This is a genomic window from Streptomyces chisholmiae, from assembly GCF_031845445.1.
Classification (GTDB): Bacteria; Actinomycetota; Actinomycetes; order Streptomycetales; family Streptomycetaceae; genus Streptomyces; species Streptomyces chisholmiae.
This window is the reverse complement of record NZ_JAVREO010000001.1, coordinates 474,664-493,914: the sequence shown is the minus strand read 5'-3', so window position 1 is coordinate 493,914 and position 19,251 is coordinate 474,664. Positions and strand designations below refer to the sequence as shown.

Sequence of the window (19,251 nt, the reverse complement as noted above, 5' to 3'; positions counted from 1 at the left end):
GTTTCTAGGGAGTTCCCTTGCCAAGAATCGCGGTGCGCGAAGCCCTTCGCGCGCCTTCACTGATCGCGGCCGGGGCCGCGCTCGCCCTGACCGGCGGGCTGGTCCCGCCGGCGCACGCCGCCCCTTCCCCCACTTCGGCCACCGCCGTCGCCTCGGCGATCCCCACCGGGGTCGTCGAGGGTGACGGGCTGGAGCTGTCCCGGACCGAGCAACCGCTGGCCCCGGGCGCCGAGCTGACCAGCTTCCACCGGCTGGAGTCCGACAAGTGGCTCAGCGCGCACGCGCTCAGCCTCGACCTGACCGCCGACCTGCGGGTGGACTACCTCGCCCCGGAGCAGGTGGCCGACGCCGCCCCGGTGAGCGAGTTGGTCGCCGGGCACGACCCGGGCGCCGGCCGGACCACCGTGGCTGCCATCAACGCCGACTTCTTCGACATCAACGCCACCGACGCCCCACTGGGCCCCGGGATCTCCGAGGGCGAGCTGGTGCACGGCACGTCCGGGGGCGCCTCGCAGGCGGTGGGGATCTCCGCGGACGGCGCCGGTCGCATCCTGGACCTCTACTTCGACGGCACCGCGACCCTCCCGAACGGGGAGATCGGCCTCGCCGGCTACAACTCGCCGGACCTGCCGCCCGGCGGGATCGGGGTCTTCACCCCCCGGTGGGGCGAGGCCGACCGAGGGCTGCCGGTGGTGGACGCCGAGGAGACCACCGAGGTGGTGGTCAGCGACGGCGAGGTCACCTCGGTCTCCGAGAAGCCGGGCAGCGGCCCGATCCCCGAGGGCGCCACCGTGTTGCTCGGCCGGGAGGCCGGCGCCCGCGCCCTGGAGGAGCTGGCGGCCGGCGACCCGGTGTCGCTGGAGTACGCCCCGCGCACCGACGACGGCTCGGAGCTGCCGCGCACCGCGGTCGGCGGCCGGGGCCTGCTGGTGGTGGACGGCGAGCCGCAGAACTGGGAGGGGCTGCCCAACAACGCCACCGCGCCGCGCACCGCCGTCGGCTTCTCCCGCGACGGGCAGCAGATGTACGTGCTGAGCGTGGAGGGCCGCCAGGCCCACTCGGGGGGCACCACTCTCACCGAGCTGGCCGTCCTGATGGCCGACCTGGGTGCCCACAGCGCGCTCAACCTGGACGGCGGCGGCTCCAGCACGCTGCTCGCCCGGCTGCCGGGCGGGGCGGCGCCCGAGTTGGTCAACCGCCCGTCGGACGGGGCGGAGCGCCCGGTCCCCAACGGGCTGGCCATCACCGCCCCGGTGGGCAGCGGCGAGCTGTCCGGGCTGCGGGTGGGCACCACGGCGGATCCGGAGCTGGCGCCGACCTCCGATGCCGTGCCCGGCGGTCACCCGGAGCGCGTCTTCCCCGGCCTGACCCGGCAGTTGACCGCGATCGGGCACGACGAGAGGTTCGGTCCCGCGGCCGCCAGCCCGCGTTGGCACACCGACCGGCCCCGCGTCGGCACCGTGCGGGACGGGGTCTTCCTGGCCCGGTCCCCCGGCACCACCGAGGTCACCGCGCGGGAGCGCGGCGCGCGGGGCGGCACCGAGCTGACCGTGCTGGGGGAGCTGACCACCCTGTCCACCACCACCCGTCGGCTGGGCCTCGCCGAGCCGGGTGACACCGGCACCTTCGGGGTGCTCGGGACGGACGCGGCCGGCACCTCGGCGCCCATCGAGCCCGCCGACGCGGAACTGACCTACGACGCCTCGCTCTTCACCATCGAACCGGACGCCGCCGGCGGCCGGTTCACCGTCACGGCCGGTGCCGGCGGGTCGGCCTCCGGGCTGGTCACGGTCACGGTCGGCGGCCTCAGCACGGTGCTGGCCGTCACGGTGGGCCTGGACGACACCACGGTGGCCGACTTCTCGGACGCCGCCGAGTGGACCTTCGCCCATGCCAGGGCGGACGGCTCGGTGGCCCCGGAGCCGGCGGGACGGGAGGGTGAAGGGCTGCGGCTCGCCTACGACTTCTCACTGAGCACGGCGACCCGGGCGGCCTACGTCTACCCGCCGGCGCCCCGCCCGGTACCCGGTCAGCCGGCCCGGTTCACCCTCTGGGTGAACGGCGACGGCCACGGGGCCTGGCCCTCGCTCCAGCTGCGGGACGCCCGGGGCACGGACCTGGTGCTGCGGGCCGAGCACCTCGACTTCGAGGGCTGGCGGCAGTTGGTCTTCGAGGTGCCGCAGGGCACGGCGTACCCGGTGTCGGTGCACCGGCTGTACCTGGCGGAGACCCGGCCCGACCAGAGCTACACCAGCGAGGTGGTGCTCGACGAGCTGCGCGCGCTCACCCCGCCCGAGGTGGAGCTGCCCGCGCCGCCCGCTTCGCACCAGCCGTTGATCGACTCGGCGGCCGGGACCGACGGGCGGGACTGGCGGTTCGCCGTGGTCTCCGACGCCCAGTTCGTGGCCCGCGCGCCGGAGAGCGAGCTGGTCCAGTCGGCCCGCCGCAGTCTGCGTGAGGCCCGGGCGGCCGACCCGGACTTCGTCCTGATCAACGGAGACCTGGTGGACGAGGGGGCACCGGAGGACCTGGCGTTCGCCCGCACCGTCATCGAGGAGGAGCTGGGCGACGAGCTGCCCTGGTACTACGTGCCGGGCAACCACGAGGTGATGGGCGGTTCCATCGACGGGTTCCGTGCGGAGTTCGGCGCGACCCAGCTCACCTTCGACCACCGGGGCACCCGCTTCGTCACCCTGGACACCTCGGCGCTGACCCTGCGGGGCGGCGGCTTCGCACAGATCCGGGAACTGCGTGCGCAGTTGGACGCCGCGGCGGAGGACCGGTCGATCGACTCGGTGGTCGTGGTCGGCCATGTGCCGCCGCGGGACACCATGGCGCAGCCGGCCAGCCAGCTCACCGACCGTTGGGAGGCGGCGCTGCTGGAGCGGTGGCTGACGGACTTCCGGCAGCGCAGTGGCAAGGGCGTGGCCTACTTCGGCGCCCACGTCGGCGTCTTCGACACCTACCGGCTGGACGGGGTGCCGTATGTGATCGGCGGCAACGCCGGCAAGGAGCCGGCCACCGTGCCCGAGGAGGGCGGCTTCAACGGCTGGCTGCTGGTCGGGGTCGACGGGGTGTCGCGGGGTGCGCAGCGGGAGGTCCAGCGCTCGCCCGAGCGGCCGGGCCCGGACTGGCTCTCCGTGCGCACCATGGCGCGGGTGGACGGCCTGGAGCTGCGGGCCCCCGCGTCACTCACGGTCGGGGAGGCGGCGACCGCCGGGGCCGTGGTGACCCAGGACGGCGCGGGCGAGGCGCGCGAGGTACCGGTCGGGCCGCTGGTCAGCGCGGACTGGTCCGGCTCGCGGGGGCTGCACCTGGGGCCGGCCGACGAGGCGGGCCACCGGGCGGTGGCGGCCTTCGACCCGGCCACCGGCGAGCTGACCGGGCTGCGCCCCGGGGAGGCAACCCTGGAGGTGACGGTCAACGGGGAGAGCCGTCGGGCGACCGTGGCGGTCGCCCGGCGCTGACCCGGCCGCGGGTGGGCCGTCGGCGACGGCGGCCCACCCGCTCCAGGGGGCCGCGGCCCGGATCACTTCAGGCCGACCTCCCGCATCTGGCGCAGCTCGCGCTTCATCTCGGAGACCTCGTCCCGCAGCCGGGCAGCGATCTCGAACTGGAGCTCGGCGGCCGCCGCCCGCATCCGCTCGGTGAGCTGCTCGATGGTCTCGGCCAGCTCGGCGGCCGGGCGGTCGGTCAGCTCCTTGCCGCCGGCACCCTGGCCGGCGGCCTCGGCCGCCCGGCCGCCCCCGGACGGCACGCTGGGCACCGGGGCCTTGCCCTTGCCCCGCTCCGCCGGCTGCCGGAAGCCCGTGCCCAGCAGCTGCTGGGTGTCGACGTCCTCCCGGGCGATGGCGGCGACGATGTCGTTGATCTTCTTCCGGAGCGGCTGCGGATCGATGCCGTGCTCCTTGTTGTAGGCGAGCTGCCGCGCGCGGCGGCGGTTGGTCTCGTCGATCGCCCGCTCCATCGCCGCGGTGGTCCGGTCCGCGTACATGTGGACCTGGCCCGAGACGTTTCGCGCGGCCCGCCCGATGGTCTGGATCAGCGAGGTGCCGGAGCGGAGGAAGCCCTCCTTGTCGGCGTCGAGGATGGCGACCAGGGAGACCTCGGGGAGGTCGAGGCCCTCCCGGAGGAGGTTGATCCCCACCAGCACGTCGTACTCGCCGGACCGCAGCTCACGCAGCAGCTCCACCCGGCGCAGGGTGTCCACGTCGCTGTGCAGGTAGCGGACCCGGATGCCCAGCTCCAGGAAGTAGTCGGTGAGGTCCTCGGCCATCTTCTTGGTGAGGGTGGTGACCAGGACCCGCTCGTCGCGCTCCGCGCGCAGCCGGATCTCGTGCACCAGGTCGTCGATCTGGCCCTCGGTGGGCTTGACCACGACCTCCGGATCGATCAGGCCGGTCGGCCGGATGATCTGCTCGACCACTCCGTCCGCCCGGGACAGCTCGTAGGAGCCGGGGGTGGCCGAGAGGTAGACCGTCTGCCCGACGCGTTCCAGGAACTCCTCCCAGCGCAGCGGGCGGTTGTCCAACGCGGAGGGCAGCCGGAAACCGTGGTCGATCAGGGTGCGCTTCCGCGAGGCGTCGCCCTCGTACATCGCGCCGATCTGCGGCACGGTGTTGTGCGACTCGTCGATGACCAGCAGGAAGTCGTCGGGGAAGTAGTCGAGGAGGGTGTAGGGCGGGCTGCCGGTGTCCCGGCCGTCGATGTGCAGCGAGTAGTTCTCGATGCCGGCGCAGGTGCCGATCTGGCGCATCATCTCGATGTCGTAGGTGGTGCGCATCCGTAGCCGCTGGGCCTCCAGCAGCTTGCCCTGCTGCTCCAGGGTGGCCAGCCGCTGCTCCAGCTCCGCCTCTATCCCGGAGATCGCCCGCTCCATCCGCTCGGGACCGGCGACGTAGTGGGTGGCGGGGAAGACGTAGAGGTGGTCCTCCTGGGTGATGACCTCGCCGGTCACCGGGTGGAGGGTGGAGAGGGCCTCGATCTCGTCCCCGAACATCTCGATCCGGACGGCCAGCTCCTCGTAGACCGGGAAGATCTCGATGGTGTCACCCCGCACCCGAAAGGTGCCCCGGGTGAACGCCAGGTCGTTCCTGGCGTACTGGATGTCGACAAAACGACGGAGCAGCGCGTCCCGGTCGATCTCCTCGCCGACCCGCAGCGGCACCATGCGGTCCACGTACTCCTGCGGAGTGCCCAGGCCGTAGATACAGGAGACGGAGGCGACCACGACGACGTCCCGCCGGGTGAGCAGCGAGTTGGTGGCGCTGTGCCGCAGCCGCTCGACCTCCTCGTTGATCGAGGAGTCCTTCTCGATGTAGGTGTCCGTCTGCGGGACGTACGCCTCCGGCTGGTAGTAGTCGTAGTACGAGACGAAGTACTCCACCGCGTTGTTCGGCAGCAGCTCACGGAACTCGTTGGCGAGCTGGGCGGCCAGCGTCTTGTTCGGCGCGATCACCAGCGTCGGCCGCTGGAGCCGCTCGATCATCCAGGCCGTCGTGGCCGACTTGCCCGTGCCGGTGGCCCCCAGCAGGACGACGTCCTTCTCACCTCCCGTGACGCGCTGCTCCAGCTCGGCGATGGCCGCCGGCTGGTCGCCGCTGGGCTGGTAAGGACTGACCACCTCGATCGGGGTCGAGGTGCGTTCGATCTCTGAAACGGGCCGCATGTCCCCCACCGTACGACCCCCCACTGACAACCGTGGTGATGACGAGGGCTGGCCCCGCGCGGACGCACTCTGTTCAACTGACAGTCACTGACCACGTACCCAGTGGTTCCCCCCGGCGGGCAGGCTTCCCGCGTTCCGCCCCACGGATTCGAGGAGTTCCTCATGAGCAACGCCACCCCCACCTGGCCTGGTTGGCTTCTCGGCGCGATCACCCTGACCGTCGTGCCGGTCGTCTCGCTCCCGCCCCTCGACTTCGCCCCCAGCAGCGCGGCGGCGTCCACCGCCGAGCCGGCCGCGACGACGGCCGGGCACGGCCGCGGGCCGCTGCTGGTGGCCCACCGGGGCGCGTCCGGCTACGCCCCGGAGAACACCCTGGCCGCCGCGGAGGCCGCGGCGGAGACGCGCACCACCTGGGTGGAGACCGACGTCCAGCGCACCGCGGACGGCGAGCTGGTCCTGATGCACGACACCACGCTGGCCCGGACCACCAACGTGGAGGAGGTCTTCCCCGACCGGGCGCCCTGGCGGGTGGCCGACTTCACCGCGGCGGAGATCGCCCAGCTGGACGCCGGCAGCTGGTTCGGCGAGGAGTTCGCCGGCGAGCCGGTGCCGACGCTGACCGAGTTCCTCGACGAGCTGGCGGGCAACCGGCAGCGACTGCTGCTGGAGCTGAAGTCGCCCTCGCTCTACCCCGGGATCGAGGCGGACATCCTGGACGAGCTGGGCGAGCGGGGCTGGCTGAACGAGTGGTACCCGGGCCAGCGCGTGGTGCTGCAGAGCTTCGAGGCCGACTCGGTGCGCACCGTGCACGAGCTGGCCCCCCGGCTGGAGACGGGCTTCCTGGGCACGCCGCCGGTGGCCGAGATCCCCGAGTACGCGGAGTTCGCCGACCAGATCAACCCCCGGCACGCGGACCTCACCGCCGAGTACGTGGCCAGCATCCAGGCGGTGCGCGGGCCGCACGGCCGGCCGCTGAAGGTCTACACCTGGACGGTCAACGACGGCGAGCTGGCGACCCGGGTGGCCGGGCTCGGCGTGGACGGCATCATCTCGGACGTCCCGGACGTGGTGCGCGCGGCGTTGCGTTGACCAGCGGCGGGCGGTGGGCGGCGCGCGCTGTCAGTGCGTCGCCCTAAGCTGCCCGGCATGAGTGAGGAGAACGGCTGCGTCTGGTCGGTGGAGCGGACGCCGATCGGTCCGCTGCTGCTGGCGGCGACGGACCGCGGTCTGGTCCGGGTGGTCTTCCACGCGGACCGGCGCCGGGTGCCGGCCGCGCTGTCCGCGCTGGCCGGCGGGCTCGGTGGCCGGCCGGAGCCGGCCCCGCCGGGGCATCCGGTGCTGACGGCGGCGGCCGGGCAGCTGGCCGCGTACTTCGCGGGCCGGCTGCGGGCCTTCGAGCTGGCGCTTGACTGGTCGCTGGCGTCCGGGTTCACCGAGCGGGTGCTGCGCGAGCTGGCCACGGGCGTGCCGCTGGGCAGCGTCGTCTCGTACCAGGACCTGGCCCGCCGGGTGGGTGAGCCGGGGGCGGCCCAGGCGGTGGGCGCGGCGATGGGGGCGAATCCCCTGCCGGTGGTGGTGCCCTGCCATCGGGTGGTGGCGTCCGACGGGGGGATAGGTGGCTTCGGCGGCGGCGTGGAGACCAAGCGGCAGCTGCTCGCCCTGGAGGGGGTACTGCCCAGCCCGCTGTTCTAGGCGCCCGGCCCACGCGGCCGCGCGGGGGCGCGGGGTCCCGCCGCGCGCCTGGCGGGGCGACGGCCCTCGGCCGCCTCGGCGGGGGCCAGCGGAGGCGATCAGGCCCGTTCTGGCCTGATACTGGCAGCTCGGGACCGAGAGCGACCGTCGGGCTCGTTGGTCGTGCCGGGACGGGGACGGCGCGCGGGGTGGCGGCGCGTCCACGGTCTCCGGGCAAGGAGGGCGACGATGGCGCTGTCCCAGGATCGGCCGGCGATCACCTACTGCTCGCTGGAGGCGCTGCGGGCGCGCGGCTGGACTCCCCTGCTGGTGCGCTCCTTCCTAGGCGCCCCGGACCGGACCGAGCCTGTGGAGCTGTTCCTGAGCGACCGGGTCCGGCAGACGGAGCAGTCCGCCGAGTTCCTCGCCGCCCGGGAGTTGCGTCGGCGGCGGGCCCGAGCGCAGCGGGAGGCCCAGGCCCGTCGGCGGGCGGCCGGGCTGGCCGCGATCCGGGACGCCCGGCTGGCGCTGCCCCGGCTGACCACGGCGGAGCTGGCCGCACGGGCGGTGGCCCACCGGAACCTGCTGGACGCCCGCCGGGCCACCCTGTCCTGGGGGCATCACCCGCGCGCCGTCTCGGCGGCCGAGCTGGGGCCGGCCGAGCTGGCCCGCTGGCAGGTGCGCTGGCTGTTCGAGCAGCTGGCGCCGCACGCGGCGCTGGTGGACGCACTGCCGCCCGGTGCCAGCCGGGCCGAGGGCCAGCGGCTGCTCACCGGGCGGTGCTGGGACGCGATCGCGGCGGCCTACCCGGCGCTCCGTGCGGAGTGCGCCAGAGCGCGGGCCGCCGCGTCCGGGGACGACCGGCCCGAGGCGGGCCGGTCGAGCGGGCTTCAGTGATCAGCCGACTCACACATCGGCGTCCTGGGCACGCAGGAACTTCATCGGGTCGATGGCGGTGCCGTAGTCGGCGCTGGTGCGGACCTCGAAGTGCAGGTGGGGGCCGCTGCTGTTGCCGGTGTTACCGGACAGCGCGATCTCGTCGTTGGTGGAGACCTCGTCGCCCACCGCGACCTCGACCTCGGAGAGGTGCGCGTACTGGGTGAAGGTGCCGTCGTCGTGCTCGATCACCACGGCGTTACCGTACGCGGGGCCGTCACCGGCGCCGTTGCCACCGGCCTTGACCACGGTGCCGTCGTGCACGGCGCGCACCTCGGTGCCGTTCGGCACGGCGAAGTCCTGGCCACTGTGCTTGGCGGTCCAGCGGTCACCGCTGTTGCCGTAGGTCGCCGACAGCTCGTAGTCGTCGGCGATCGGCGACACCCAGTCCTTGTCGCTCTTGTCGCTCTTGTCGCCGTCCTCGCCGGCCTGGGCGGCGGCGGCCTGCTGGGCCTCGGCCTGGCCGTGGGTCGCGTCGGCCAGCTCGGTGGCGGGCTGGTTGGCGAACAGGTCGGGGCTGGTGCTGCTGCTGCCCTCGGCCGCCACAGCCGCGCCGGTCAGGGCCACCGTGGCGCACGCGCCGGCCGCGACAGCGGCGGCGGCACGGGTACGGAGCGACTTCGCGACACGGTTCACGGTGGTGGTCGTGGTGCTGTTCAGCATGAGACAACCTCTGCGATTCGGGGCGTCCGACCGAAACCGGCCGGGCGAATCTCATTGATAACCGGCGACTCACCCGGAGACAAGAACCCCTGTTACTACGCGTCTCCGTAGTCGGATAACCCGGAATAAGCCCTCACGGAGAACCCGAACGAAACAGCACCGGCGGCTTCCGGCGCGCCTCCACCACCACCCCTGAGCCGACCTGGACCGCGTTGACCTGTATGTTCTTCCGACTGTCCGGAAGTCTTCGAGCGGCCCGGCAGAAATTCCCCGCCCACATCGACGAAAGTCCCGGGACCTTTGTAACATTCCACTGCTATACGCGGCCGTAGGCCGGAAAACGGCTGTGCCGAGCGTCACGTGAAGGCCCCCGAAAGGCGCCGGAAAAGGGAGACCGGGGGCGGCCTGGAAGGCTGCGTGAGAGTGGGAAAAGGGCGGATCTCAGCGCGGGAAGACCTCGAAGGTGGCGCAGCGCCGGCCGCCGAACCGGGGCGCCTCGGCGTCGGCGGCGTCGGTCAGCAGCCGCCGGGCGTAGCCGGCCGGGTCCGCCTCCCCCAGCCCCGAGACGTAGGCGCGGTGCTCGACCAGCGAGGCGATCCCCCGCTCCAGCGCCGCGTCGTCCAGCGGCTGGGCGTGGGTCGGCCGTGGGGAGGCGGCGACGGCCACCCACCGCACCCCGTCCCAGGGCGCCAGGTCGCCCGCCGCCAGCTGCTCGGGGAAGATCCAGCGGTTCCCGGCGTCGCCGGCGGCGTCCAGCACCGCCCGCCCCACGACCCGGTGGTCGGGCGTGTTCCAGGCCCGGCCGCCCCAGGTGTCGTGGTGGTTGATGGTGATCAGCAGCTCGGGACGGTGCCGGCGGACGGCGGCGGCCAGATCGGCGCGGAGCGCGCTTCCCGGCTCGATCACCCCGTCGCGGTGGGCGAGGAACTCCACGGTGCGCACCCCGACGGCCGCCGCGCTGGCCCGCTGCTCCGCCTCCCGGACCCGGGCCGACTCCACCGGCGGAATGCCGTCGATGCCCGCCTCTCCCCTGGTGACCAGGACATAGGCGACCTCACGGCCGCCCGCGACCCAGGCGGAGATCGCCCCGGAGGCCCCGTACTCCAGGTCGTCGGGGTGGGCCACGACGGCGAGCGCGCGGCTCCAGTCCAGCGGCATGGGGGCGAGCTGCTCGGTCACGGTGGCTCCTCGTCCTGGTGGGCACGGCGCGCGGCCCGTGGCACGGGCCGCGTTCACCGACCGACCCTATGTGTCGGCCCAGCCGTCGGCGGTCTCCGGCTCGGACGGGGCCGGCGCCGGCAGGCCGGCGAGCCGGCGGCGGCACCGTGCGGCGCGCCGGGCCAGCGCCTCCCAGACGGCGCGGGCGCCGGCGCCCCTACGGTGGGCCAGACCCCGCTCACAGAGAGCCAGCGCGGCATGGTCGTCCCCGGCGCGTTCGTGGCCCAGCGTGAGCCGGTTGAAGACGACCGGGTCGCGCGCGCCGTGGTCGACCGCCCACTGCCACAGGCGCATGGCATCCGCCGGGCGCCCCCGGCGTTCCATGCCCTGCCCGGCGTACCGGGCGGCCCGCCCCAGGGCGGCCAGGTCACCGGCGTCCCGCAGGGCTGGCAGGGCCGCAGACAGCTCGTCCGCCCAGGCGGGGTCGGCACCGTAGTGCGAGACCAGGGCGGCGCCGACGCTGCCGGTGGTGCAGAGCCCCAGGGCGGCACAGGACCAGCAGTGGCCACACTCCGGCAGTCCGGCGACGGCGGCCGCCGGCTCGGGGAAGAGGGACAGCAACCGTCGCGGGCGCTCCGCGCCCCGGTCCAGGGCGGCGACCCAGCTCACCGCCTGGGCCACGTCCTCCCGGCGGGCACCGGGCGCGGCCAGCAGCAGGTCGAGGCCGGTCCGCAGGGCCTTGGCCGCCCAGTCGGGGCGGGGCGGGCCGAAGGCCGCGGTGGGCCCGCCCAGCGTCCCGCCGAACCAGGCCCACAGCCGGCCGGCGTCCGGGCAACCCGCGCGCTGGAGGGCACGGAGCGCGGCGCGGCAGGCGTCCGCCTCGCCGGCCCAGCCGGCGAGCACCCGGTGCGCCGCCCGGTGCTCGTCGGCGAGCCCCGGGGTCTCGGCCGAGCAGCGGACCCGCGCGCGACGCTCCCGGCGCAGCACCTCGGCGCCGGGCTCGACCAGTTCCTCAAGGTCACGGTGGCCGTCGGCGGCCGCTCGACGCAGCAGCTCCAGCAGCAGGACGGCGGTGACCTCGGCGTCGGAGTCGGCCCGGTGCGCCCGGTGCGGGATGCCCAGGAACTCGACGCAGGTGGTCAGGCGGTGGTTGGGCAGCTCCGGCAGGTAGCGGCGGGCCAGGGCGAGTGTGTCGAGGGTGGCCGGCGGCGGTGCCCCGCTGCCGGCCAGCTCCAGCTCCATGGCGAGGAAGCGCAGGTCGAAGCCCACGTTGTGGGCGACGAGCACGGCGTCCCGCAGCCGGCCGAGTACCTCGGGCAGTATCTCGGGAAAGCGCGGTGCCGAGGCGCTCAGGGATTTGGTGATGCCGTGGATGTGTACCGGGCCGGGGTCCCGGCCGGGGTCGAGCAGGCTGGAGAACCGGTCGGTGACCCGGCCGTCGGCGACCGTGACCAGGGCGAGGGAGACCATGCGGTCCCCGCGCTCCGGCTCGAATCCGGTGGTCTCGCAGTCGAGCACCACGAAGCGGCGGCCGCTGACGAGGTCGCCGGGGACGGCGGGGTCGGGTATGTCGGTCTGCATCGGGGTCCTGGTTGGGACGGCGCGGCGGCGGGCGGCTCAGCGCCAGCCGTGGCGCGCCTGGAGGTTGTGCACGACCCGGTTGAACCGGGCGCGGTCCAGCGCGCACGCCTCCCGCCGCATGCCCTCCGGGTGGACCCGGAGCACCCGCTCCAGATGGACCCAGGAGTCCCGGCCCGTGCGGTCCCAGGGGCCGGAGCCGAGCGGCAGCCACTCGTCGTCGTGGCCGCGGTCCTGGCTGGTGAGCTGCACCGCCAGCAGGCTCTCGCGGTCCTGCTCACGCGCCACCACCAGCACCGGGCGGTCCTTGCCCCGGCCGTCGCCCTCCTCGTAGGGCACCCAGGTCCAGACGATCTCCCCCGGGTCCGGGTCGCCGTCCGGCTCCGGCGCGTACTCGGTACGCACCCGCCCCACGCGGCGGGGATCCACCTCGACGGTGGCGGCGGCCCCGAAACGACCATGTATCTCGTCTGACTGGGTGTGGTCCATGGAGCCACGGTATCGCCGCCGTCCAACGCGACTGTCAGTGGCGGCCCCTACGGTGGGGGACGGTCGAACACCGGCCCCGGGCCGGTCGAGTTGGAGGAGGTGTTCCGGTTGCCCGCCGTGTCCCGTCGTGCCCGCTCGCCGGCGCTCCGGCCGCTCGTGGTCAGAAGTCGGCGGAGCGCAGGGTGCGTTCCCGGATGCCGTCGAGGAAGCGGGGCACGTCCGCCATGTTCGTCCCGGTGCACTGCACGATCAGGTCCATCACGTCGCCGGCCGAGAGCGCGCCGACCACCGGGTGCACGTGGGCCAGCGCGACGCGCTCCTCCATGCGTTTCAACACGTGGATGGCGAGGTTGAGTTCGGGGACCCGGTCGGTGTGCCCGAAGTCCAGGTTCCGGCGGATGACCCACATATCGGGGATGACCTGGCCGAAGACGATCAGATGCGCCAGGGCGAACATCGAACGCGCGCACTGCCTGGCGCTCTCGTCCGACTCGTCCTGAAGGGCCCGGACCCCCTCCTCGTCCTCCGCCAGGTGAGCCTTGATCAGCGCCACCGCGTGCAGCACTTCGTCCCTGGTGTACGGCCTGACCGCGTCGTCCACGCGCCAACTCCCTGCTCACTGTGCGCTGATGATGGGAGTACCCAGTGTGTCAGCTCGCCGTGCGGCGCGGGTCGCTTCGGGGCAGCTCGCCGCCTCGGGAGGCGCGGGCCGGGCGGTCAGGCCCGGCCGGCACCGCCGTTCCAGGCGGGCCGCTCCGGGCGGTCCATCCGCACCACCACGTCGGCCGACTCCAGGGGGTGCCGCTCGGCGTCGTAGTGGGCGAAGGCCGGCAGTGTCCACCGCTGGTCGGCGGGCGTCCGCCGAGCCAACGCCCCCGCCGAAAGCCCGAGATGGACGGACAGCTCGGCCGGGAACCATCGCCCCAGCAGGAAGGTGCCGTGGAGCAACAGCAACCCGCCGGGCGGCAGGGTGACGTAGTCGCTGCGGGTGGCCCGATCCCGTTCCGCGTCCCACAGATCGGGCAGCACCCGTCCGCCGCCGCCCGGGTCCAACGGGGTCAGCACCTCCCGCCAGAGGGCCCCGACGTCCAGCCAGGACTCCCGGTAGGAGTCCGGGTCCCGCCGACCGAACTCGTAGCGCAGGGAGGCGGCCCGCAGGAAGCCCGCCGCGTCCACCACCAGCGCCGGGTGCCCGCCGAGCCGCAGCTCCTGGGCGACGGCGCCGGCCAGTCGGTCACCACCGGCGACCGGGGCGCCGTCGATCAGCACCCGCCGCCAGCCCTCCGGGCCGGCCACCTCGGCCCCGAGCGCCCGCTCGGCGACCGCGGTAACCAACCGGTCCCAGGTGATCGGTTCCAGTCGCATTCCCTCATCATCCTTGCCCGCCCCGGTCGGGCACCCCCGGGGACAGCGTCCCGGAACCACCCGTCGCCCAGCGCGTTCTTCCCTTCACGCCCCGGGCACCGCACGATAGAACCATGACCGACGAGAGCACCGGTCCCACTCAGCTTGAGCCCTATGTGGAGGCGCTGCGCGCCCGACTGCCGGCCGCGCGGTTCATCCTGCTGATGCGCGTCTTCAACGCCTGGCAGACCGGCGGCGGCCGGCTCGGCGCGCCCCAGCTGCCGCACCAACGAACGGCGGAGGAGCCGCTCGGCGCGGACCTGCAGAACGAGATGCTCATCCTGATGCGGCTCACCGGCACCCCCTGATCCCCGCCCCCTACCGCACGGCGCGATCACTCCCCCGCGCACCGGGACGCGCAGAGCTTCCCGGGATTCGCTCCGTCAGCCCCGCCGGGTGACATCTTCTTGATCAGATGTTTCCCGTATAACAGCATAGGGAGCGAAAGGGGAGATATATGCCGGATGTCTCCGAGCATATCGCCGGCCTCGCCAAGCGCAGCAGCGAGCCCGTGGTCGTCCAGACCCTCCGGTCCGCCACCGCGGCGACCCTCGCCTACATGGCCGCCCGCTGGCTGACGGACGTGGCCGCCCCACTGCTGGCTCCGCTCACCGCCCTCCTGGTCGTGCAGGTCACCCTCTACGCCACCCTCACCACCGGGGTACGCCGGGTGAACGCGGTGGTCACCGGAGTGCTGCTGGCCACCGCCTTCAGCGCCGTGGTCGGCCTGAGCTGGTGGAGTCTGGGGCTGCTCATCCTGGCCGCGCTGAGCGCCGGTCACCTGGTGCGGGTCAGCGAGTTCGTGCCCGAGGTGGCGATCAGCGCGATGCTGGTCCTCGGCGTGACCCAGGTCGCGGAGACCGCCCTGGACCGGGTCGTCGAGACCGTGATCGGCGCCGTGGTCGGGCTGCTGTTCAACCTGGTCTTCATCCCACCGGTGTGGGTGCGCTCCGCCGGCGAGGACATCGAGGAACAGGCCCACCGGATGCGGCAGCTGCTGCTCCGGCTGAGTGAGGAGGCCGACGAGCGGGAGCCACGGGCCCCCGGGCTGTCCGACAAGCTGGAGGAGGCCAGGCAACTCGACCAGGACGTCGCCCAGGTGGACGCCTCACTGACCCAGGCCGAGGAGAGCCTCCGGTTCAACCCGCGCGCCAAGGAACCACTGCTCACCCGGATCGTGCTGCGCACCGGCCTGGACACCCTGGAGGTCTGCGCGGTCATCCTCCGCACCCTCTCCCGCAACCTCGCCGACCTGGCCATCCGCCGCGGCGACGAGCCGGTCTTCCCACCGGACGTGGCCCCGGCGGTGCGCGAACTGCTGAGCAACCTGGCCGGCGCGGTGGACAGCTTCGCGACCGTGATCACCAGTCAGGTCAGCAGCACCGCCGACGAGGCCGAGGCCTTCCTGGAGATCGAGCTGGAAGCCGCCCGGATCAGCCGCGAACACGTCGCCAACCTGCTCCTGGCCCGGGTACAGGAGCACCCCAAGCAGTGGCAGTGGCACGGCTCGATGCTCGCCGAGGTGGACCGCCTGCTGGAGGAGCTGGACACCGAGCGCCGCTCCACCAACCTGGCCAGGGAGCTCGACCGGGTCTCCCGCGAGGAGCGCGAACGCAACCCACGCCTGCACCGGTTCCAGCGCCGACTGCGCCGGCTCCGCTCAAGGGTCTCGGACCGGCGCGCCAGGGCAGCGGGCTGAGCCAGCGTCCCGCGCGCCGCCCCCGGCCGGACCGAGGCCGCGGTCAGGAACCGAAGTGCAGGTCACCCGTGATGGTCTGGGCCTGGATCAGCGGGCCGTTGACCTGGGCGTCCCCGGAGACCTCGTTGTGCACCGTGCCGTGCCGGGCGTCCAGCGCCGGCTGGTGCGTCGCGGCCCAGTCGCGCAGCTGCGCGGCGAACTCCTCGTCCGTCTCGGCCCGGCCCCTGATCTGACCGATCAACACCCGCACCGACTCGTCGTCGGCCGGGTCGGGCGGCTCGGCCTGACCGGTGACCCGCCGGGTCAGCGAGACCAGGGAGTCCCAGGCGTGGCGGCCGGCCTCGGAAGCGACACTACTGGCGGCAGCGGTGACCAGAGCGAGGGCGGATTGAAGGTCCATGCCGCCACGGTAGCCTGGCACACCCCGGCCGCGCCACGAGATCGGCGGGCTCAGCCACGCTCCGCCAGTGCCACCAAACGTGGCCACAACTCCCCTGTCTGGGCGTCGAGTTCGTCCAGGGTGCCGTTGTTGTCCAACACGAAGTCGGCGATCGCCAGGCGTTCCGCGCGGCTGGCCTGGGCCGCCATCCGGGACCGGGCGTCCGCCTCGCTCATGCCCCGCGCACCCGTCAACCGGGCCAGCCGGGTCTCGTCCGAGGCGTCCACCACGATCACCGCGCGGTAGCGGTGGGCCAGCCGCTCCTCCGCGAGCAGCGGCACGTCGTGCACCACCACCGCGCCCGGGCCGGCCGCCGTCTGGAGCTCGGCCGCCCGCCGCGCCACCAGGGGGTGCACGATGTCGTTGAGCTTCCTGCGCCGCTCGGGCTCGGCGAAGACCAACCGGGCCAGGCCCGGTCGGTCCAATGCCCCGTCCGCACCCAGCACCCTGGGGCCGAACTCCGCGACCACCGCCGCCAGCCCCGGGGTGCCGGGGGCGACCACCTCACGGGCGAGCACGTCCGAGTCCACGACCACCGCGCCCCGCCGCGCCAGACAGCGCGCGGCCGCGCTCTTGCCGGCGCCGATACCGCCGGTCAGGCCCACTGCCACCATGCCGGCAGGCTACGCTACGGCTGCGCGTCGCCCTCCTCGCGCTCCGCCAGGAAGCGCTCGAAGACCTCGCCCAACTCGTCGGCGGACGGCAACTCGACCGGCTCGGCCACCAGGTTGCCCCGGGTCGCCGCCCCGGCCACCGCGTCGTACTGCTGCTCGAGTCCGCGCACCACGGCCACCAGGTCCGACTCGCCCTCCGCCAGCTCGCGCTCGATCTCGTCCTGGGTCCGCAACGCCTGCACCCGCAGCGTGTGCACCACCTCCGGCAGCACCAGCCCGGTCGCCCCGGTGATCGCCTCCAGCACCACCAGCGCCGCGTCCGGGTACCGGGACCTGGCGATGTAGTGCGGCACGTGGGCCGCCACGCCCAGCACGTCGTGCCCGCTCTCCTGCAACCGCAGCTCCAGCAACGCCGCCGCGCTGCCCGGCACCTGCGCCTCGTCGAACAGGGCGCGCTGCGCCGGCACCAGATCGGCACGGTTGCCGTGCGGGGTGAGCCCGACCGGCCTGGTGTGCGGCACGCCCATCGGGATGCCGTGGAAGGTGACCGAGAGCCGCACCCGCAGCCGCTCCACGATCTGGCGCACCGCGGCCGTGAAGGCCTCCCACTCCACATCCGGCTCCGGCCCGGAGAGCACCAGGAACGGCTGGTGGGTGGCGTCGTGCGCCAGCCGCAGCTCCAGCGCCGGCTGCTCGTAGGCCACCCAGCTCTGCCGGTTGAAGGTCATGATCGGCCGCCGGGCCCGGTAGTCCACCAGCCGGTCGTGGTCGAACCTGGCGACCAGCGTGGTCGGCCCGGTCAGCAGCTGCTCGGCCAGCTGGCCACCGGTCTCCCCCGCGTCGATGAAACCGTCGAAGTGGTAGAGGAGCACCGGTCCGATGCTGTCGGGCCCGCCGACGGCCTCCTCCACCCGGGCGACCCCGTCAGGCTCCCATGCGTACAACTCCCGCGGATCACGCACTGTCCCCGCTCCCCTTCCGCTGTCGCTCTGAGACGTCAACACCCCGGCCCGGCCCGGCATTCCTCAGCCGTCCGGCGCCGCACCACCAAGCCACCACGCCCACCCGCCGGGCCACCCGTGCCGGTCCATCCGGCCGACAAAGGCCAAGGGCCCGTCTCCCACAGGAGACGGGCCCTTGGCACGGGTTGACTCACACCCGCGACGGCTGACTCAGCTCTGGCCGCCGGCGAGCTTCTCGCGCAGCGCCGCGAGGGCCTCGTCCGATGCCAGGGCACCGGAGTCCTCCGCGGGGCTGGAGGAGTACGAGCTGCCACCGCCACCGCCGCCCGACTGCGGGGCGCCGCCGCCACCGGCGGCCTCCGCCTCGGCCTGGGCGTCCGCCTCGCGGGACTTGATGACCTGCGCCTGGTGCTGCTCGAAGCGGCTCTGCGCCTCGGCGTACTGGCGCTCCCACTCCTCGCGCTGCTTGTCGAAGCCGGGCAGCCAGTCGTTCGCCTCCGGGTCGAAGCCCTCGGGGTAGATGTAGTTGCCCTGGTCGTCGTAGGACGCCGCCATGCCGTAGAGAGTCGGGTCGAACTCGACCACCATCGGGTCGGGCCCGAAGTTCTCGTTGGCCTGCTTCAGCGAGAGGCTGATCCGGCGACGCTCCAGGTCGATGTCGATGACCTTGACGAAGATCTCGTCGTTGACCTGGACGACCTGCTCCGGGATCTCCACGTGGCGCTCGGCCAGCTCGGAGATGTGGACCAGACCCTCGATGCCCTCGTCCACCCGGACGAACGCGCCGAACGGCACCAGCTTGGTGACCTTGCCCGGGACGACCTGACCGATCTGGTGCGTCCTGGCGAACTGCTGCCACGGGTCTTCCTGGGTGGCCTTCAGCGACAGGGAGACGCGCTCGCGGTCCATGTCGACGTCGAGCACCTCGACCGTGACCTCCTGGCCGACCTCGACGACCTCGGAGGGGTGGTCGATGTGCTTCCAGGACAGCTCGGAGACGTGCACCAGGCCGTCCACGCCACCCAGGTCCACGAAGGCACCGAAGTTGACGATGGAGGAGACGACGCCGGAGCGCACCTGACCCTTCTGGAGGGTGGTGAGGAAGGTCTGGCGGACCTCGCTCTGGGTCTGCTCCAGCCAGGCACGGCGGGACAGGACCACGTTGTTGCGGTTCTTGTCCAGCTCGATGATCTTGGCCTCGAGCTCCTTGCCGACGTACGGCTGGAGGTCCCGGACCCGGCGCATCTCCACCAGGGAGGCCGGGAGGAAGCCACGGAGGCCGATGTCGAGGATCAGGCCGCCCTTGACGACCTCGATGACGGTACCGGTGACGATGCCGTCCTCGTCCTTGATCTTCTCGATGGTGCCCCAGGCACGCTCGTACTGAGCGCGCTTCTTGGAGAGGATGAGACGGCCTTCCTTGTCCTCCTTCTGGAGGACCAGGGCCTCGATCTCATCGCCGACAGCGACGACCTCGTTGGGGTCGACGTCGTGCTTGATCGACAGCTCTCGCGAGGGAATGACACCCTCGGTCTTGTAGCCGATGTCGAGCAGGACCTCGTCCCGGTCGACCTTCACGATGACGCCGTCGACGATGTCGCCGTCGTTGAAGTACTTGATCGTCTCGTCGATCGCGGCGAGGAAGGCTTCCTCGGAACCGATGTCGTTGACCGCAACCTGCGGGGTGGTCGCGGTGGTCTCGGTGCTGCTCGTCATGTGGTAAAGGGCTCCGGTACGGACATATTGGTAGGCACTGCTACGCCGAAGACCAATATCGCATCGCCGTAGACCGGACAGCCCGAGAGACGCGATCCCCGAATCCCGAAGGACCGAATCACGCCTCGCCAACCGAGAGGACAACAACAGATGCGAGCGCGACCTGCTCCGTCCGAGGCGCGCAAGCCCGCAGCGCGTCTTATAGCATACGGGGGCTTGCGATCAGGGTCAATGCGCGGTTCGCCCCACGAGGG

At 73.1% G+C, this 19,251-nt stretch carries 17 protein-coding genes; 6 read left to right on the top strand and 11 right to left on the bottom strand.

Annotation, left to right across the window (positions count from 1 at the left end):
• The first annotated feature begins 17 nt into the window (after nt 1-17).
• A complete protein-coding gene (locus tag RM844_RS02165) occupies nt 18-3,467 on the top strand; it encodes a phosphodiester glycosidase family protein (protein WP_311663996.1) in 3,450 nt (1,149 codons plus the stop codon).
• A gap of 62 nt (nt 3,468-3,529) precedes the next feature.
• Here RM844_RS02165 and uvrB read toward each other — a convergent pair whose 3' ends face one another.
• Nucleotides 3,530-5,668, bottom strand: coding sequence for an excinuclease ABC subunit UvrB (uvrB, locus tag RM844_RS02160; RefSeq protein WP_311663994.1), 2,139 nt, complete (start codon nt 5,666-5,668; stop codon nt 3,530-3,532).
• A gap of 162 nt (nt 5,669-5,830) precedes the next feature.
• Between uvrB and RM844_RS02155 the strand changes: the two genes are divergently transcribed.
• The 3 genes from RM844_RS02155 to RM844_RS02145 all read left to right on the top strand — a co-directional run bounded on the left by RM844_RS02155 (nt 5,831) and on the right by RM844_RS02145 (nt 8,236).
• A complete protein-coding gene (locus tag RM844_RS02155; RefSeq protein ID WP_311663992.1) occupies nt 5,831-6,757 on the top strand; it encodes a glycerophosphodiester phosphodiesterase in 927 nt (308 codons plus the stop codon).
• A 57-nt stretch (nt 6,758-6,814) separates the two neighbouring features.
• Nucleotides 6,815-7,360, top strand: a complete 546-nt coding sequence (locus RM844_RS02150; RefSeq protein ID WP_311663990.1) for a methylated-DNA--[protein]-cysteine S-methyltransferase — start codon at nt 6,815-6,817, stop codon at nt 7,358-7,360.
• 228 nt (nt 7,361-7,588) lie between these two features.
• Nucleotides 7,589-8,236 carry a hypothetical protein gene (locus RM844_RS02145; RefSeq protein WP_311663988.1) on the top strand — a complete coding sequence of 216 codons (648 nt, stop codon included), beginning with the start codon at nt 7,589-7,591 and terminating at the stop codon, nt 8,234-8,236.
• 9 nt (nt 8,237-8,245) lie between these two features.
• Here RM844_RS02145 and RM844_RS02140 read toward each other — a convergent pair whose 3' ends face one another.
• From RM844_RS02140 to RM844_RS02115, 6 genes are all read right to left on the bottom strand, one after another.
• Nucleotides 8,246-8,938 carry a M23 family metallopeptidase gene (locus tag RM844_RS02140; RefSeq protein WP_311663986.1) on the bottom strand — a complete coding sequence of 231 codons (693 nt, stop codon included), beginning with the start codon at nt 8,936-8,938 and terminating at the stop codon, nt 8,246-8,248.
• Nucleotides 8,939-9,379: 441 nt separating this feature from the next.
• Entirely contained in the window at nt 9,380-10,096 is a 717-nt protein-coding gene (locus RM844_RS02135) for a PIG-L deacetylase family protein (RefSeq protein ID WP_311664332.1), read from the bottom strand.
• Between the two features lie 87 nt (nt 10,097-10,183).
• A complete protein-coding gene (locus RM844_RS02130; protein WP_311663984.1) occupies nt 10,184-11,677 on the bottom strand; it encodes a 3'-5' exonuclease in 1,494 nt (497 codons plus the stop codon).
• Between the two features lie 36 nt (nt 11,678-11,713).
• Complete coding sequence (locus RM844_RS02125) at nt 11,714-12,163, bottom strand: type II toxin-antitoxin system PemK/MazF family toxin (protein ID WP_311663982.1); 450 nt, start codon at nt 12,161-12,163, stop codon at nt 11,714-11,716.
• A gap of 160 nt (nt 12,164-12,323) precedes the next feature.
• A complete protein-coding gene (locus RM844_RS02120; protein WP_311663980.1) occupies nt 12,324-12,764 on the bottom strand; it encodes a DUF6224 family protein in 441 nt (146 codons plus the stop codon).
• 116 nt (nt 12,765-12,880) lie between these two features.
• Nucleotides 12,881-13,528, bottom strand: a complete 648-nt coding sequence (locus RM844_RS02115; protein WP_311663978.1) for a nucleoside/nucleotide kinase family protein — start codon at nt 13,526-13,528, stop codon at nt 12,881-12,883.
• A 113-nt stretch (nt 13,529-13,641) separates the two neighbouring features.
• Here RM844_RS02115 and RM844_RS02110 point away from each other — a divergent pair, with 113 nt between their 5' ends.
• Nucleotides 13,642-13,875, top strand: a complete 234-nt coding sequence (locus RM844_RS02110; RefSeq protein WP_311663976.1) for a hypothetical protein — start codon at nt 13,642-13,644, stop codon at nt 13,873-13,875.
• A gap of 149 nt (nt 13,876-14,024) precedes the next feature.
• Complete coding sequence (locus RM844_RS02105) at nt 14,025-15,266, top strand: FUSC family protein (protein ID WP_311663969.1); 1,242 nt, start codon at nt 14,025-14,027, stop codon at nt 15,264-15,266.
• Between the two features lie 43 nt (nt 15,267-15,309).
• Here RM844_RS02105 and RM844_RS02100 read toward each other — a convergent pair whose 3' ends face one another.
• The 4 genes from RM844_RS02100 to rpsA form a co-directional block, all read right to left on the bottom strand.
• Nucleotides 15,310-15,666: a hypothetical protein gene (locus RM844_RS02100; protein WP_311663963.1), complete on the bottom strand. Its 357-nt coding sequence runs from the start codon at nt 15,664-15,666 to the stop codon at nt 15,310-15,312.
• 50 nt (nt 15,667-15,716) lie between these two features.
• A complete protein-coding gene (coaE, locus tag RM844_RS02095; RefSeq protein ID WP_311663961.1) occupies nt 15,717-16,319 on the bottom strand; it encodes a dephospho-CoA kinase in 603 nt (200 codons plus the stop codon).
• A 14-nt stretch (nt 16,320-16,333) separates the two neighbouring features.
• Nucleotides 16,334-17,281 carry a proteasome assembly chaperone family protein gene (locus RM844_RS02090; protein ID WP_311663959.1) on the bottom strand — a complete coding sequence of 316 codons (948 nt, stop codon included), beginning with the start codon at nt 17,279-17,281 and terminating at the stop codon, nt 16,334-16,336.
• Between the two features lie 210 nt (nt 17,282-17,491).
• Complete coding sequence (gene rpsA, locus RM844_RS02085; RefSeq protein ID WP_311663957.1) at nt 17,492-18,997, bottom strand: 30S ribosomal protein S1; 1,506 nt, start codon at nt 18,995-18,997, stop codon at nt 17,492-17,494.
• Nucleotides 18,998-19,251 lie beyond the last annotated feature (254 nt).

Excerpts from the sequence above, each read along its gene's own strand:
- uvrB (WP_311663994.1), bottom strand. The coding sequence starts at position 5,668 with ATGCGGCCCGTTTCAGAGATCGAACGCACCTCGACCCCGATCGAGGTG.
- RM844_RS02155 (WP_311663992.1), top strand. The coding sequence starts at position 5,831 with ATGAGCAACGCCACCCCCACCTGGCCTGGTTGGCTTCTCGGCGCGATC.
- RM844_RS02150 (WP_311663990.1), top strand. The coding sequence starts at position 6,815 with ATGAGTGAGGAGAACGGCTGCGTCTGGTCGGTGGAGCGGACGCCGATC.
- RM844_RS02145 (WP_311663988.1), top strand. The coding sequence starts at position 7,589 with ATGGCGCTGTCCCAGGATCGGCCGGCGATCACCTACTGCTCGCTGGAG.
- RM844_RS02140 (WP_311663986.1), bottom strand. The coding sequence starts at position 8,938 with ATGCTGAACAGCACCACGACCACCACCGTGAACCGTGTCGCGAAGTCG.
- RM844_RS02135 (WP_311664332.1), bottom strand. The coding sequence starts at position 10,096 with ATGCCGCTGGACTGGAGCCGCGCGCTCGCCGTCGTGGCCCACCCCGAC.
- RM844_RS02130 (WP_311663984.1), bottom strand. The coding sequence starts at position 11,677 with ATGCAGACCGACATACCCGACCCCGCCGTCCCCGGCGACCTCGTCAGC.
- RM844_RS02125 (WP_311663982.1), bottom strand. The coding sequence starts at position 12,163 with ATGGACCACACCCAGTCAGACGAGATACATGGTCGTTTCGGGGCCGCC.
- RM844_RS02115 (WP_311663978.1), bottom strand. The coding sequence starts at position 13,528 with ATGCGACTGGAACCGATCACCTGGGACCGGTTGGTTACCGCGGTCGCC.
- RM844_RS02110 (WP_311663976.1), top strand. The coding sequence starts at position 13,642 with ATGACCGACGAGAGCACCGGTCCCACTCAGCTTGAGCCCTATGTGGAG.
- RM844_RS02105 (WP_311663969.1), top strand. The coding sequence starts at position 14,025 with ATGCCGGATGTCTCCGAGCATATCGCCGGCCTCGCCAAGCGCAGCAGC.
- RM844_RS02100 (WP_311663963.1), bottom strand. The coding sequence starts at position 15,666 with ATGGACCTTCAATCCGCCCTCGCTCTGGTCACCGCTGCCGCCAGTAGT.
- coaE (WP_311663961.1), bottom strand. The coding sequence starts at position 16,319 with ATGGTGGCAGTGGGCCTGACCGGCGGTATCGGCGCCGGCAAGAGCGCG.
- rpsA (WP_311663957.1), bottom strand. The coding sequence starts at position 18,997 with ATGACGAGCAGCACCGAGACCACCGCGACCACCCCGCAGGTTGCGGTC.